Annotated in this window: 12 protein-coding genes and 1 tRNA gene; 8 read left to right on the top strand and 5 right to left on the bottom strand. The window is 64.4% G+C overall.

Annotated elements, in window-relative coordinates:
* The first annotated feature begins 116 nt into the window (after positions 1-116).
* The 3 genes from EKH81_RS09250 (at position 117) to EKH81_RS09240 (ending at position 4,403) form a co-directional block, all read left to right on the top strand.
* Complete coding sequence (locus tag EKH81_RS09250; protein WP_132058263.1) at positions 117-1,487, top strand: NAD(P)/FAD-dependent oxidoreductase; 1,371 nt, start codon at positions 117-119, stop codon at positions 1,485-1,487.
* A 373-nt stretch (positions 1,488-1,860) separates the two neighbouring features.
* Positions 1,861-2,928: a dipeptidase gene (locus tag EKH81_RS09245; RefSeq protein WP_132058262.1), complete on the top strand. Its 1,068-nt coding sequence runs from the start codon at positions 1,861-1,863 to the stop codon at positions 2,926-2,928.
* A gap of 71 nt (positions 2,929-2,999) precedes the next feature.
* Entirely contained in the window at positions 3,000-4,403 is a 1,404-nt protein-coding gene (locus EKH81_RS09240) for an amidohydrolase (RefSeq protein ID WP_132058261.1), read from the top strand.
* Positions 4,404-4,422: 19 nt separating this feature from the next.
* Here EKH81_RS09240 and EKH81_RS09235 read toward each other — a convergent pair whose 3' ends face one another.
* On the bottom strand, positions 4,423-5,769 hold the full coding sequence (locus EKH81_RS09235; RefSeq protein WP_132058543.1) for a S8 family peptidase: 1,347 nt from the start codon (positions 5,767-5,769) through the stop codon (positions 4,423-4,425).
* A gap of 222 nt (positions 5,770-5,991) precedes the next feature.
* Positions 5,992-7,143 carry an acyl-CoA dehydrogenase family protein gene (locus EKH81_RS09230; RefSeq protein WP_132058260.1) on the bottom strand — a complete coding sequence of 384 codons (1,152 nt, stop codon included), beginning with the start codon at positions 7,141-7,143 and terminating at the stop codon, positions 5,992-5,994.
* Positions 7,144-7,258: 115 nt separating this feature from the next.
* Between EKH81_RS09230 and EKH81_RS09225 the strand changes: the two genes are divergently transcribed.
* The 4 genes from EKH81_RS09225 to EKH81_RS09210 all read left to right on the top strand — a co-directional run bounded on the left by EKH81_RS09225 (position 7,259) and on the right by EKH81_RS09210 (position 10,271).
* Positions 7,259-9,241, top strand: coding sequence for a 3-hydroxyacyl-CoA dehydrogenase/enoyl-CoA hydratase family protein (locus EKH81_RS09225; protein WP_132058259.1), 1,983 nt, complete (start codon positions 7,259-7,261; stop codon positions 9,239-9,241).
* Between the two features lie 154 nt (positions 9,242-9,395).
* The gene (locus tag EKH81_RS19840; RefSeq protein WP_132058258.1) at positions 9,396-9,587 is read left to right on the top strand and encodes a LuxR C-terminal-related transcriptional regulator; all 192 of its coding nucleotides are present in this window, start codon (positions 9,396-9,398) and stop codon (positions 9,585-9,587) included.
* Positions 9,536-10,078 (top strand): NUMOD3 domain-containing DNA-binding protein, encoded by a 543-nt coding sequence (locus EKH81_RS09215; RefSeq protein WP_132058257.1) that lies wholly within the window; start codon positions 9,536-9,538, stop codon positions 10,076-10,078. The genes EKH81_RS19840 and EKH81_RS09215 overlap by 52 nt, the downstream gene beginning before the upstream one ends.
* 118 nt (positions 10,079-10,196) lie before the next feature.
* Positions 10,197-10,271 (top strand) — tRNA-Glu (locus EKH81_RS09210).
* A 70-nt stretch (positions 10,272-10,341) separates the two neighbouring features.
* Here the strand turns inward: EKH81_RS09210 and EKH81_RS09205 are convergent.
* The gene (locus EKH81_RS09205) at positions 10,342-11,991 is read right to left on the bottom strand and encodes a hypothetical protein (RefSeq protein ID WP_132058256.1); all 1,650 of its coding nucleotides are present in this window, start codon (positions 11,989-11,991) and stop codon (positions 10,342-10,344) included.
* A complete protein-coding gene (locus EKH81_RS09200) occupies positions 11,991-12,866 on the bottom strand; it encodes an ABC transporter ATP-binding protein (protein WP_132058255.1) in 876 nt (291 codons plus the stop codon). The genes EKH81_RS09205 and EKH81_RS09200 overlap by 1 nt, the downstream gene beginning before the upstream one ends.
* Before the next feature lie 145 nt (positions 12,867-13,011).
* Here EKH81_RS09200 and EKH81_RS09195 point away from each other — a divergent pair, with 145 nt between their 5' ends.
* Complete coding sequence (locus EKH81_RS09195; protein ID WP_132058254.1) at positions 13,012-13,974, top strand: D-2-hydroxyacid dehydrogenase; 963 nt, start codon at positions 13,012-13,014, stop codon at positions 13,972-13,974.
* A gap of 24 nt (positions 13,975-13,998) precedes the next feature.
* Here EKH81_RS09195 and EKH81_RS09190 read toward each other — a convergent pair whose 3' ends face one another.
* On the bottom strand, positions 13,999-14,859 hold the full coding sequence (locus EKH81_RS09190) for a hypothetical protein (RefSeq protein WP_132058253.1): 861 nt from the start codon (positions 14,857-14,859) through the stop codon (positions 13,999-14,001).
* Positions 14,860-14,904 lie beyond the last annotated feature (45 nt).

Below are 14,904 nucleotides of genomic sequence, written 5' to 3'. Positions count from 1 at the left end.
GAGGTTCGGAATCCCGCGTCATCCTCGCATCCGGTCGTCCCGCCGAAAATCCAGCCGGACCGTATCACGGAATCGGAAGGTCAAGCATTTAATACCCGGCGCGGAACCGTAGTCGTATGAAGCGAGTCGACGTCGCCATCGTCGGCGGCGGTCCCGCCGGGACCACCGCCGCACAGCAGGCGGCCGAACAGGGGGCCGACGCGCTCGTCGTGGAGAAGGGCGTCCCGCGCGCCGACCGCGAGGAGCTCGGCCCGGATTCGACCGACGCCGCCGGAATGCTCGACTACTGGGTGGACATTCTCGACATCCCCTTCGAGGAGATTCCCGACCACGTCGTCCTCCAAGAACTCGACCGGACCGAGTTCTGGGGACCGAACGAGAAGTGCGTGATGGAAGAGACCGGAATCGAAGCCTCCTACGACGGCTTCGGGTTCACCTTCCACCGCGCCCGGATGGACGATTGGCTCCGCGAGCGCGCCGAAACCGCGGGCGCGGAGTACCGCGTCGGCGTGAGCGTGACCGACGTGGAGACCGACCTGACCGGCACGCCGACCCACACACTCACCCTCTCGTCGGGCGAGGATATCGAAGCCGAGTATCTCGTACTGGCCGACGGGCCGCAGCGGCAGGTCACGATGCGCGTGCTGGACCGTTTCTCGCCCGAGGACCGCCGGATTTCCGACGTGCTGAGTCCGAACCGCGCGAACCACATCGCGTATCAGGAGTACCGGGAGTTCCCCGAGGAACTGTTCGACGCAGACGCGCTCAAGTTCTGGTGGGGAATCATGCCGGGCGAGACCGCGTACCCGTGGATTTTCCCGAACGACGGCACGGTCGCGCGAGTCGGGCTGACGATGCCCATCGGGATGGACATCGACGCGGTTGCGGACCGCGAGAAGTACGACCTGCTCCGGCCCGAGGACGACCGGATTCCGCGCGGCGGCGAGTACGTCGAGCGCCTGCTCGAACGCGAGTACGGCGACGAGTACGACCTCTCGGACTTCCCGCGCGTCGAGAACCGCGGCAAGAGCAAGGGAACCGAGACGTATCCCATCTCCTCGACTCGACCCATCGACTCGCCCACGGCGGCGAACATCGCGGTCGTCGGCGGCGCGATGGGCACCACCTCGGCGTTCCACGAGGGCGGCTACCACGTCGCGGCCCGGACGGGCAAAATCGCGGGCGACCTCGCGGCGAAGGGCCGACTGGACAGCTACAACGCCGAGTGGAAGGACGCCATCGGCGACGAAATCCTCCGGAACGTCACCTTCGCAGATATCGTGGGCGAGTACACGCCCGACCAGTGGGACCGGACGATTTCGGCCGCCAGCGACATTCTTGCCAGCAAGCGCGAGAAGGGCCTGCTGAAGTGGAAGCTCTCGTCGGGCATCACGGGCGCGAAGCTCGTGACCCGGTACAAGCGCACCAAGCGTAAGTACCGGAACGGCAAGTACGTCCAGTTCCGAGAAGACGAGTACTCGGTTTAGGGCTACTTTGCGGGTCGGTTTCCCACCCGGCGGTTTTGGGTCGATTTTCTACTCGGCGCGCGCTGGCGCGACCCGGCTGTGTTGGGTCGCGCCCAAAGCGCGCGAGGGATGAGCGAATGAGCGCCCGAAGGGCGCGAGTGAGCGAATCGGCTGGGGAGGTGTGTGGCTGTTGCGGTGCTGTCGCGGTTGCGGTATGATTGGCTCAAGCAGTCGCTAGTCGTCTGCGTTCTTCCGTCGAGACTCGCATATTTTTTCACTCCGCCTACTCGCTCCCGAAGACTGAACACCGACGACCGCGAACGCCAAAAGGTTTCGAGCATCGCATCGTCTCCGATAGTTTGACTGACCTCCGCGCCCCTCGGTCACGTACTTCATGACAAATTCGCCAACTCCAATCTTCGACGGGCACAACGACGCCCTGCTCAATCTGTACCGGTCCGACACCGACGACACCGGCACGCCCGAGTACTCGGTCTTCGAGAGACACGACGCGAACCACCTCGACCTCCCCCGAGCGCGCGAGGGGAACTTCGCGGGCGGCTTTTTCGCGGCGTTCGTCTCGACCCCGGACGCCGACTACGAGACGCGCGAGACCGACGAGGGCCACGAGATTCCCTATGCGGACCCGATTTCCCACGAGCGCGCGAAGGCACACACCTATGATATGCTCGCGCACCTCTACCGCGTCGAGGCCGAATCGGAAGGGGAGTTCCGAGTCGTCAGAACCCCGGACGACCTCCGCGAGTGCTTCGATGACGACGCCGTCGCCGCAATCGCACATCTCGAAGGGGCCGAGGCGGTGGCTCCCGACCTCTCGAATCTCGACTTCCTGTACGCCGCCGGGGTGCGCTCCATCGGTCTCGTCTGGAGTCGACCCACCGAGTTCGCCCACGGCGTTCCGTTCAAATATCCCGCGACGCCCGATATCGGTCCCGGCCTGACCGACGCCGGGCGCGAACTGGTCCGGGCGTGCAACGACCGCGGAATTCTTGTGGACCTCGCACACCTCAACGCGGCCGGATTCTGGGACGTGGCCGATATCTCGGCCGACCCGCTCGTGGTGAGTCACACCGCCGCCCACGAACTCTGTCCCGCGACGAGAAATCTCACCGACGACCAGATAGACGCCGTGGCGGATTCGGGCGGCGTCGTCGGCATCACCTTCGCGGTGACTTCGCTCCGCGAAGACGGCCGGAAGGACACCGACACGTCGATTTCGACGCTCGTGGACCACGTCGAGTACGTCGCCGACAGGGCGGGCGTCGAACACGTCGCGCTCGGGTCGGACTTCGACGGCGCGACGATTCCCGACTCGGTGGGCGACGTGACCGGGCTTCCGGACGTGGTCGCCGAGATTCGAGACCGAGGATTCGACGAGGACGAGGTGGCGAAGATAGCGCACGAGAACTGGGTTCGCGTGGTCGAGGAGACGTGGGGGTAGGTTCGGGATTTTCTCTCGTCCTCCCTGCCGGGTAGCGAACCCTTTTGTCTGCTCCCGGATAGCAGTACCACATGTCCAAGCAGGACCTGTTCGACGCCATCGAAGCCGAGCGCGAGCGACTTCGCTCGCTCTCGACAGCCATCTGGGAGACCCCCGAAGTCGCGTTTCAGGAGACCGAGTCGGCCGAGCGACTTCAGGCCGCGCTCCGCGAGGAGGGCTTCGAGGTCGAAGCCGGAATCGGCGACATCGACACCGCGTTCGTCGCGCGGTACGGCGACGACGACCCCGTCGTGGGCACGATGGGCGAGTTCGACGCGCTCCCCGGCCTGAGCCAGAAAGCGACGGCCGAGCGCGAGCCGATTTCGGAGGGCGAACCCGGCCACGGATGCGGCCACAATCTGTTCGGCGTCGGGAGCCTCGGCGGCGCAATCGCGCTCAAGCGCGCCATCGAGCGCGGCGACGTGACCGGGAGCGTCGTCTTCTTCGGCACGCCCGCCGAGGAGTCGGGCGGCGGAAAAATATACATGGTCAGAGACGGCGCGTTCGACGACGTGGACGCCGTGGTGTCGTGGCACCCCGGGTGGTACAACGCGCCCGGAAAGGGGTCGTGTCTCGCAGTCGATGCCTTCGAGTTCGCGTTCGAGGGCGAGTCGTCGCACGCCGCGGGGTCGCCCGAGTCCGGACGGTCGGCGCTCGACGCGGTCCAGTTGCTCAACACCGGCGTGGAGTTCATGCGCGAACACGTCCCCGACGCGGCGCGCATCCACTACGTCATCCACGAGGGCGGGGATGCGCCGAACGTGGTCCCGCCGTACGCCAACGTGGAGTACCTCGTCCGCGCGCCCGAGCGCGAGCAGGTCGAACAGATTGCGGCGTGGGTCCAAGACATCGCCGAGGGCGCGGCGCTGATGACCCAGACCGACCTCGACGCGACCAAGATTAGCGGGATGTACGGCGTCGTGCCGAACTACGCGCTCGGCGACGCCATCCTCGACAACATGGAGCAGGCCGACTTCCCGCTGTCGGACGACCAGGAAGCGTTCGCGGCCGACCTCCGCGAGACGTTCGACGCCGAGACCGCGCTCGCCCAACTCCCCGAGGACACCCGCGCGGAGGCCCGCGAGGAGGCGGTGTTCACCCGACCAATCGAGGCGACCGACGAGGGCACGACCGGACCGTACTCGACCGACTCGGGCGACGTGTCGTGGAACGTCCCGCTCGGCCGATTCACCGCGGCGACGTGGCCGGTCGGCACCCCGCTCCACTCGTGGCAGGCGGTCGCCGCTGGCAAGGACCTCGGCACCGCGGGGATGGAGTTCGCCGCGAAGACCATCGCCGGGACGATGTACGACCTGCTCGAAGACGAGGAACTGCTCGCACAGGCCCGAGCCGAGTTCGAGGACCGGACCGCCGACCGGGAGTACGAGGTGGCGCTCCCCGAGGACGCCGACCCCTACGAACTCATCAATCGCTGAGTCCGACCGGAAATCCGTTTTAAATGGACTGTTCGACCGCCGCCTCGATGTCGAGGTGGCCCGAACCGTGGTACTTCGAATCGCCGACGTCGCGGGCGGTCGATTCGAGGTGGTCGCGAATCTCGCCGGGGGTCGCGTCGGGGTTGACGCTCTTGACGAGCGCGGCCGCCGCGGCGACTTGGGGTGCCGCCATGCTCGTCCCGGCCTTCCAGCCGTAGGACGGCACCATGTTGTCGTCGTCGTCCCACTCGAATATCGTACTCAGCACCATGTCGTACTGCCAGTTGGCGTCGGTGCCCTCGGCCTCGCTGTCGGTGTTACCGCCCTGCGCGCTGATGTCGATTGCCTCGCTCCCGTAGTTGGTGTACGGCGCGGGGGTGGTCGTCTCCTCGTCGAGTTTGTTGAACGCCGCGCGGTAGTTCCGGATGCGCCGTCCGTTCCCCTTGTCGTCCCACCGGTAGCCGATGGGACCGGTCGAACTGACGCTCATCACGTTGTCGGCCTCGTTCGGCAGGCTGAGAACGTCGCCGTCGTCGTCGAGGTTGACGCCGTCGTTGCCCGCCGACGCGACCATCAGGGTTCCCTGCGAGGCGGCGTGGTCGGTGGCTCGCTCGATGGACTCGCGGAGGAGTTGATTCTCCTCGTTGTTCGGAAGCGGGTACGACCCGAGGCTCATGTTGGCCGCGTCGGCCTCGATGTCGCCCGCGTAGGTCATCGCCGCGATGATGTCGCCGAAGAACGCGAACGGCCCGACGAACACCCGGAGCGCCACGAGTTCGGTGCCGGGCGCGGTGCCGACGATGCCCTCCTCGGTGGTGTCGTCCGCGCCGATGATGCCCGCGACGTGGGTGCCGTGGTCGTTGTAGTAGGGCGTGAAGTCGCCGCCGTCGCCCGTGAAGTTTCGCGAGAGGTCGGTGTTGAGCGTGCCTTCGAGGTCGGGGTGGTCGGGTATCGCGCCCGAGTCGAGGACCGCCACGCGGGTCCCCTCGCCGCGAGTCGTGCCGTGAACGCCGGAGGCGCCCTGCGCCTGCTTGTCCCACTGGAGTTGAGAGAGTTTGTGCGGGCCGGGTTCGTCGCCGTCGCCGTTGTCCTCGATTTCGGCGAAGTCGAACTCCATCTCCACGTCCTTTGAGTAGGTCGCGCCGTCGATTTCGGCTTCGTCGCCTTCCACGACCGCGAGGTCGATTTGGTCGAGGTCGTGGACGACCTCGACGCCGTCGAGTGCGTCCTTCGAGGTGGATTGGAGGTCCACGAGGTATCGGTTCTCCGCGGACTCCGCCGAAACAGCCGTGGTCGTAAATGCGAGTCCGCCGAGTGCAGCGCCCGCTCCTTTCAGGAAGGTGCGTCGATTAGTTTTTTGTTCCATCAAAAAATACTAACTCTACAGGAGCCTATTAATTTCAGTTAAGCGGCAGTATTTTCTACTACTTTCGAGCGAGCTTAAAAGAAAGCGTGAATCGTTGTCACGAATCGGTCGAGAGCGCTCGACCGCGAGGGGGTCGCCGTCGGCGACCCCCTCGCGGTCGGATTACCGCGGTCGGATTACCGCGGTTCGGATTATCCCGGTCAGTACTCAGACTCGCTCGAATTAGAATCCCTTGCCCAGAAGCTCGCGCGCGACGATGTTCTTCTGAATCTCGGTCGTCCCCTCGTAAATCTGGGTAATCTTCGCGTCACGGTAGAACCGCTCGACCGGGAAGTCGTCCACGTAGCCCGCGCCGCCGTGAATCTGAACCGCCTCGTCGGCGGCATCGACCGCCACGCGCGAAGCGAACTCTTTGGCCATGCTGGCGAGCATCGTGATGTCCTCGCCTTGGTCGACGCTCCACGCCGCCTTGTAGGTGAGATTCCGCGCGGCCTCGGTCCGGGTGTAGATGTCCGCGAGTTTGTGCTGGATGGCCTGGAACTCCGAGATGGCGCGTCCGAACTGCTCGCGCTCTTGGGCGTAGTCGAGGGCGGCCTCGCTCGCACCCTTGGCGATGCCGACGCCCTGCGCGGCGACCGCGGTCCGGGTCTCGTCGAAGAACTGCATCTGCTGGAGGAAGCCCATGCCGCGAGTCCCCACCAGATTCTCCTCGGGCACGCGCACGTCGTCGAGGATGAGTTCGGCGGTGTCCGACGCGCGGATGCCGAGTTTGCCCGTAATCTTCTCGGCCTCGAAGCCGTCGCGGTCGGACTCGACCACGATTTGGCTGAAGCCGTTGTACCGACCGTCGGCGTCGGGGTCGGTCTGACAGAGGACGACGAAGAAGTCGCCGACCGACCCGTTCGTAATCCACATCTTATTTCCGTTAATCACCCATTCGTCGCCGTCCTTCTCGGCGCGAGTCGAGACGCTCGACACGTCCGACCCGGTGTCGGGTTCGGAGATTGCCGCGCCCATGATTTGCTCGCCCTCGGCGACGGGCGTGAGGAAGCGCTCCTTCTGGTCGTCGGAGCCAAAGCCCATGATGGCGTCCGCGCCGAATGCCGCCGAGGTGATGCAGAGACCGATACCGGGGTCCACCGCGAACAGTTCCTCGGTAATGATGGCCGATTCGAGGTTGCTGTAGCCCGCGCCGCCGTACTCCATCGGGATGTGCGCGCCGACCAGTCCCATCTTCGCGGCCTCGTCCATCACGTCCCACGGGTACTCCTCGTTGCGGTCGTACTCCCCGGCGACGGGCGCGACCTCGTTCTCGGCGAACTTTCGCACCTCGTCGCGAATCGCAATCTGCTCCTCGGATAGTCCGAAGTCCATGGTGTCAGATTGCACACCCGGCCCTAAATCCTTTTGTAACCGAAAATAAACTCATCGAGAGTTTCTAATCTTCGAGAGGGAAACGTTGAAACGGCCGGCAGGTGAGCGTACGAACATGGAAGTCGAAGATATCAACACCGTCGCGGTTCTCGGCGCGGGCAACATGGGCCACGGCATCGCGGAAGTCGCGGCCCTCGCGGGGTTCGACGTGAACCTCCGGGACATCAAAGAGGAGTTCGTCCAGAACGGCTACGACCAAATCGAGTGGAGCCTCGGGAAACTGGCCGAGAAGGACCAGCTAAGCGACGAGGAGGCCGACGACGCCCTCGAACGAGTGACTCCCATCGTGGACTTCGAGGACGCCGTCGCGGACGCCGACTTCGTCATCGAAGCCGTCCCCGAGAAGATGGACATCAAGAAGGACGTGTACGCCGAACTGGAGGAGTACGCGCCCGACCGAGCCATCTTCGCCACCAACACGTCCAGCCTCTCGGTCACGGAACTCTCGGAAGTCACCGAGCGACCCGAGCGGTTCTGTGGGATGCACTTTTTCAATCCGCCGGTCCGGATGCAGTTGGTCGAGGTCATCTCGGGTGCCCACACCGACGACGAGACGCTCGACGTGACCGAGGCTCTCGCCGAGGAGATGGGCAAGACGCCCGTCCGCGTCCGCAAGGACAGCCCCGGATTCATCGTGAACCGCATCCTCGTTCCCCTGATGAACGAGGCGGCGTGGATGGTCGAATCCGGCGACTACACCGTCGCGGAGGTCGATAGCGCCACCAAGTTCGACATGGGCCTCCCGATGGGGAGCTTCGAACTCGCCGACCAGGTCGGAATCGACGTGGGCTACCACGTCCTCGATTACATGCACGACGTGCTGGGCGACGCCTACGAACCCTGCCCCCTCCTCGTCGAGAAAGTCGAAGACGAGAAACTCGGCAAGAAGACCGGCGAGGGCTTCTACGACTACGAGAACGGCGGCGTCGATATCCCGACCGACGCCGGGAGCGAGGACGCCGTCCGTCGCCTGCAGGCCGTGATGGCCAACGAAGTCGCGAAACTCATCGAGAACGACGTGGCCGACCCCGACGCAATCGACGAGGCGGTCATGCTCGGTGCTGGCTTCCCCGACGGCCCGGCGAAGATGGCCGACGACGCCGGTCTCGACGCGCTCGTGGAAACCCTCGACGCGCTGTTCGAGGACACCGACGCCGACCGCTACGCGCCGACCGACTACCTGCGCGAGGCCGCCGAGGAAGGCGGCTTCTACGGTGGTGCTGACGGTGAGGAGAGCGACGAGGGCGCGTACGACTACGACACCATCCGCGTCGAGAAACCGGGCGAGATGGTCGGCAAGGTCGTCATCGACCGACCCCACCGGATGAACACTATCAGCGAGGAACTCCTCGACGAACTCGGCGACGCCGTTGAGGCGCTCTCGGAGGACGACGACGTGCGCGGGCTCCTGCTCGTGGGCGAAGGCGACAAGGCGTTCTCGGCGGGCGCGGACGTACAGAGCATGGCCGCGGGCGGCGGCGACCCCCTGCAAGCGGTCGAACTCTCGAAGAAGGGCCAGGACACCTTCGGCAAACTCGAAACGTGTCCGATGCCCGTCCTCGCGGCCATCGACGGCTACTGTCTCGGCGGCGGGATGGAGATGGCGACCTGCGCCGACATCCGCATCGCCACCGACCGCTCGGAACTCGGCCAACCCGAACACGACCTCGGTCTGCTCCCCGGATGGGGCGGCACGCAGCGACTCAAGCACATCGTCGGCGAGGGGCGCGCGAAGGAAATCATCTTCACCGCCGACCGCTTCGACGCCGAGACGATGGAATCGTACGGCTTCGTCAACGAAGTCGTCGAAGTCGATGACTTCGACGACCGCGCCTTCGAGTTCGCCGCCGACCTCGCCGCCGGACCGCCGGTCGCCCAGCGATACACCAAGCGTGCGATGCTCGCGGGCCGCGACGACACCGACGCGGGCCTCGAAGTCGAGTCCCAAGCGTTCGGCCACCTCATGAGCACCGACGACCTGATGGAGGGCATCACGGCGTTCATGGGCGACGGGGAGCCGAACTTCCAAGGGAAGTGAGGCGACCGTCGTCGGAGCTTGCCTCCGACGGAAGTGAGCCTGAGTTCGAAGGGAAGTAAGCGTCGTTCTCTCGGTTTTTGATTGCTTTTGTCCGCCTTCGTTGTTCGTCTCGAATCCCGAAATTTATAACAAGTGTAGTCGATAGTGACTATATATGAAGCGGTATCGAAGCGGACATTGGCTGGAACGCAAGTACTGGGACGAAGGTCTTACGCAGAAGGAGATTGCCGAGGAATGCGGCATCTCGGCGACGACTGTACGAGAATATAGCGGTTCGGTATCTCGACGCGAGAGATGCGCGGCGAGAATCATCCGATGTCCGGTCGGGAACGCTCTGAAGAGGTGAAGCAGAAGATTTCTGAATCGTTGGAAGGCCGGTCGTTTTCGGCGGAGACGCGTCGGCGAATGTCCGAATCCCACGAAGGAAAAGAGATACCAGAGAGCGTTCGTGACCAAATCGCCGACTCACTTGAAGGAACGACTCGGTCGAAAGCGACCCGACAAAAGATGAGCGAATCGACTGCAGGAAAATCGAATCCCAACTGGCGGGGTGGATACAGCCACCACTACGGTGCTGGCTGGTCCGTCGCACGAGACAACGTCAGAGAGCGTGACGAAGTCTGTCAATACTGTAACCATGACGGATTGGATCGTCGTCTCGAAGTTCACCATCTCGTTCCGGTTCGAGTATTCCGACAAGCCGAGGACCTCTCAGTTGATGCTGCACATGATGAGGAGAACCTCGTTCTGCTGTGCAAACGATGTCACGGTCGCGCCGACCACGGACTCATTGAGTTCGACGCCCCGATAGAACTGCTCTTTGAAGCAAGTGGTTAGGACGATACCACATCCGGTGTGTTGATTTCCACCACACTGCGACCGATTTAGTGGAGTTTATAAGCATGCGGGTCATCCGTCAAAATGCGTCCGGGAAACGCCCCGGATAGAGGTGAACGCTCCGTTGGTGTAGTCCGGCCAATCATTCGGGCCTTTCGAGCCTGTGACCAGGGTTCAAATCCCTGACGGAGCATTCTAAGGCCGTTATTTTGCGAGCTTCGCGTATCGAGAACGACGTATCGAGACACCGATACTGACGCACGTCACTGAATTTCTGCCCGTCGGCGGACGAGCGCAGTCCCGAACAGGACGAGACTCGCGCCGACGAACGCGAGCGGGACGCCGCGCTCGATACTCCCGGCCGTCGAGCCGACGAAGTCGAGCGGGACGGCACCGTTGAGCGGCCCGACGTACCACACCATCAGGTAGACGACTTCGAACAGCCACGAGGACCGACTCCAGATTCCGGTCGCGATTGCCAGCGACGGAGCGAAGAAGACGCCACCAGCGTATCCGAGGAGCAGTTCCGTCTGGCCGGTGGCGACGAACGTCACGAGCACGCCAGCGCCGATACCCATCGCCACGACGACGCCCGCAAGCCACTCTGCGACGAGCTGTTTTCGCGCATACCTCGACGACAGGACCAAGGCCGTCATCCTGTGTCTGACGGTTCGAACGCCCATTTCGGACCAGACGAATATCGGCCAGACGAACGCGAGCGGGAGGACGATAGCCCGAACGGGAGCGACTGCGGCCTCCGACGACCCACCGTTAGCGAGGGCGAGAATCGGACCGGCGGCGAGAGCGAGCGCGCCGACGTACCACCACCAGCGTTGCCCCCGGAGTGCGAGACGGACCTCCGCGAGGACGACCCGGCCGAATCCACCGGCGTCGCGGTCCGTGACCGATGTGAGCGAGATGGAATCGACCGAGCGCGGTTCGGTTTCGTCTTCGACAGCATCGCCTCTCCAAGCGACCGACGGGATTTTCGCGGCTATCCGCGAGACGAATCCGGAGCCGTCAGACGATTCGAACGACGGCGTTCGCTCGAACAGCGCCGTCGCACCGAGTACGACCGCGACGGCGGGAACGACCAGTCCTGCTCGCTGAAGATATATCCACGGTGGCCAACTGCCGCCGTCGTAGCGGAACGTCTCGTCGCCGTCGAGCGTTCCGATGGACGGAACACCGCCGCCGTAGTCGGGAACGCTGGCGAGGAGCGCGTCCGCCGTCAGGTCGTATATGGCCACGTGCCCCATCACGTCGCCAGCCCTCGCCCAGAGCGGAATCGCTCCGGGAAGCGCACTCTGGGTCGCCGACAGTCCGGCGAGCGAGAACGTTGCGAGAATGAGATACGAGATGTTTCCGAGGGTCCCGCTCAGTCGGTCGCTCGTTTCGAAAAGCAGGGAAACAGCGCCGACGAGGGCGCAGACCGGGAACGCGAGCACGAAGAGCGGTGCCAACAACGGGAGCGGGTTCGTTGGTCCGACGCCGTGAACCGCGTGGTTGGTAATCGTCGCGAATCCGAGCGTGAGGAGGATGACGACCCCGAGAGCGATATTACTCAGCCACTTTCCGACGAGGTACGCCGTATCGGAAACCGACGTGCTCGCGACCAGCGTATCGACCTCGTGGAGACGGTCGCGTTCGAGCGTATTCTTCATCAGATAGAACCCTCCGAAGAGGACGACCGCCGACCCGGTCAGTCCGGCCTTCAGTCCGATGAATGCGGCGGTGTTCACTCCGTGGAAGTTCGTCGTCGCGTGGCCGTCGGCGACTTGATACGCGAGTTCGATTTGCCCGACGTTGACGAGATACCCGACGTACGCGACGACGGCGAGGACGGCGAGGAGGCGGCGCGAGCGCACTCGTTGCAGGAAATCCGCCCGCGCGACGTGGTAGATTCGGCGCATCAGGTAGCGTCCCCTCGCTCGATAGTTCTGAGGTACGCATCTTCCAGCGTCGGAGAGACGTGTGTCGCGTCGTCCGTTGGCGGCGCTTCCGCGAGGAGTCGAACCTCGACGCCGTCGGAACGCTGTACGGTGCTACACACCTGATACCGGTCTCGGATATCGGACAGTTGCTCGCGCGCGACGAGACATTCGTAAACGTCTCCGGCGACTCGGCCGACGAGGTCCTCGACGGTTTCGTGGGTTCGCAATCGACCGCCGTCGAGGATGGCGATTTTGTTCGCGGTCGCCTCCACGTCTGGAACGATGTGTGTCGAGAGAACGACGACCCGTCCGGACGCGGTGTTCGACAGGGCGCTTCGCAAGCGGACTCGCTCTTCGGGGTCCAGTCCGACCGTCGGTTCGTCGACGACGAGGAGGTCCGGGTCGTTGAGCAACGCTTGTGCGATACCGACTCGCTGACGCATTCCGCCCGAGAAGGTCTTGAGCTTTCGATTTCTAACGTCTGCCAGATTCGTGAGCGAAATCATCTCGTCGATTCGTGCGCTCGCCGTCTCGCTATCGAGGCCGCGCAGTGCGGCCACGTATTCGAGAAACTCTTCGAGGGTCAAATCGGGATAGACGCCGAAATCTTGGGGCAAGTACCCGAGCACCGACCGGACGGCGTCGGGCGAGGAGACGATATCCGTGCCGTCCCAGTAGGCGGTACCCGTCGTCGGTTTCATCACCGTCGCGAGGATGCTCATCAGTGTCGATTTCCCCGCGCCGTTCGGGCCCAGCAAGCCGTGAATTCCTTCGTCCAGTTCGAGGGAGACATCGCGGATTCCCCATGCGCCCTCCGCGTACTTTTTTCCCAACTCCTCGATACGTAGCTTCACGACCGGAACGTATTATGACGGCCAATATATGTTTTTCGAGAGAAACGATGGGGTGGGTCGTGTGTCCGTACGGAGGGTGACCCGAGGACACCCACAGTTCGGCCCAGTAGGTGGGAATTTAGTGCTCCCAAACGAATCACCCGCCATGCCAAAACGCGACACGCCCGACGTTCTCGTCCTTCGGAAGGGAACCCACGGCATGCCCGTCTGCGAGTACGCCGACGAAATCCGCGAGCGACTGCCCGACGCCGACGTGCGGGTCGCTCGAACCCCGGCCGAGGAGCGCGAGCGAATCGAGGACGCTCCCGTGGCGACCGGAATGGAAATCGACGAGGACCTCCTCGCGCACGCGAAGAATCTGAAACTGTTCGCCTGCGCGTACGCGGGCACCGGCCACCTGCCGATGGACGCGCTCGAAGACCGGGGCGTGGCGGTCACAAACGCCTCCGGAGTCCACGGCCCGAACATCGGCGAACACGTCGTCGGGAACCTGCTCGTGTTCGCGCGCCGACTCCACGAGGGGTGGCGACGACAGCAGAATCACGAGTGGCGACACTTCCAGTCGCACGAACTCAAGGGAAGCACCGTCACCGTCGTCGGACTCGGAGCCATCGGACAGGCCGTCGTCTCCCGCCTGCAGGGGTTCGGCGTCGAGACGATTGGGGTTCGCTACACGCCCGAAAAGGGCGGCCCGACCGACGAAGTGGTCGGATTCGACTCCGAGGACTTCCACGACGCGCTCGCTCGGACCGACTACCTCGTGTTGGCGTGTCCGCTGACCGAGACCACTCGCGGACTTGTGGGCGAGGCCGAATTCACGACCCTCCCGTCGGATTCGGTCGTCGTCAACGTCGCGCGCGGGCCGGTAGTCGAGACCGACGCGATGGTGAACGCGCTCCGGAGCAACCACGTCCGGGGCGCGGCGCTCGACGTGACCGACCCCGAACCGCTGCCCGAGACTCACCCGCTCTGGAACTTCGAGAACTGCCTCATCACGCCCCACTGCTCGGGCCACACGCCCGAGTACTACGCCCGGCAGGCCGACATCGTGGCCGGGAACGTCGGTCGATTGGCGGACGGCGAGGAACTGAAAAATCGGGTGGCCTGAGTGTCGGTGCACCGCGCCTTCGACTCACTCGGTTCGTATCCCGATGCCGACGAACAGCGCGCCGAACAGACCGGCCACCGACGCGGCGTACCAGAGCACACCACCGGCCCGCGGGTTCGGACCCGTCGGTTCGACGGTCAGCAGGAGGCCCGCGAACGCGAAGAAGAAAATACCCATCCCGAGCGCCGCGACCCGAACCGCCCGAGTCGAGGACGCCGGAGTCGCGGCTGATTCCGCGACTCCGGCGTCGAAGGCGGCGCGAACCTCGGAATCGACGTTCTGAGGAATCACGACGTAGCGCGGGGTGGAGAACGTCGCGGCCCCGGAGACGTACGAGAGTCGGTAGACGGCGTAGCCGCCGACCGGAAGGCGGCGAACGCCGTCGAGCGTCCGGAGGTCGATGTCGGTGCCGCCGTAGGTCAGCGTCCGCGCGCGGGCGTCGAGTTCGCCCTCGGAGGAGAGTCCTGCAGCGACCAGTAGCGGAGCGAGGACGGTGCCGAGAACCGCGAGGAGAAATCCCCGAGACCCGAATCGAACGCCGACTGCGAGGACGCCGAGACCTCCGAGTACGCCGACGGCGGCGTACCACCGTTCCGGGCCGCGAAACTCGTCGAAAAAGACGTACTCTCCGTCGATTCGCGCGAAGAGGTGGGGCGCGATTCGAGCCACGCCGAAGACGGCCGCGACTACGACCGCGATTCCGAGCGCGTAGCTTCCGTTGACGACCAGCAAAAGCGCGGCCCCGACGACTCCGATGACGAACGCGAGCAGGCCGCCGTCGATGACGCCCTTCGGAACGCCGACGAGCGCCCGGAGAAGTCGCGACTCCTCGGAGGTGTGACTCCACGACAGGGTCGCGTCGGAGGGCGTCGCGTCGGCCGACATACGACTCCCTTCGAGCGCGAAACGAAAAAGTGTCGGGTCGCCGAC

Source organism: Halorussus amylolyticus, from assembly GCF_004143485.2.
GTDB lineage: Archaea > Halobacteriota > Halobacteria > Halobacteriales > Haladaptataceae > Halorussus > Halorussus amylolyticus.
Note: the sequence above shows the minus strand (reverse complement) of the source record. Positions and strands in the feature narration are given on the sequence as shown.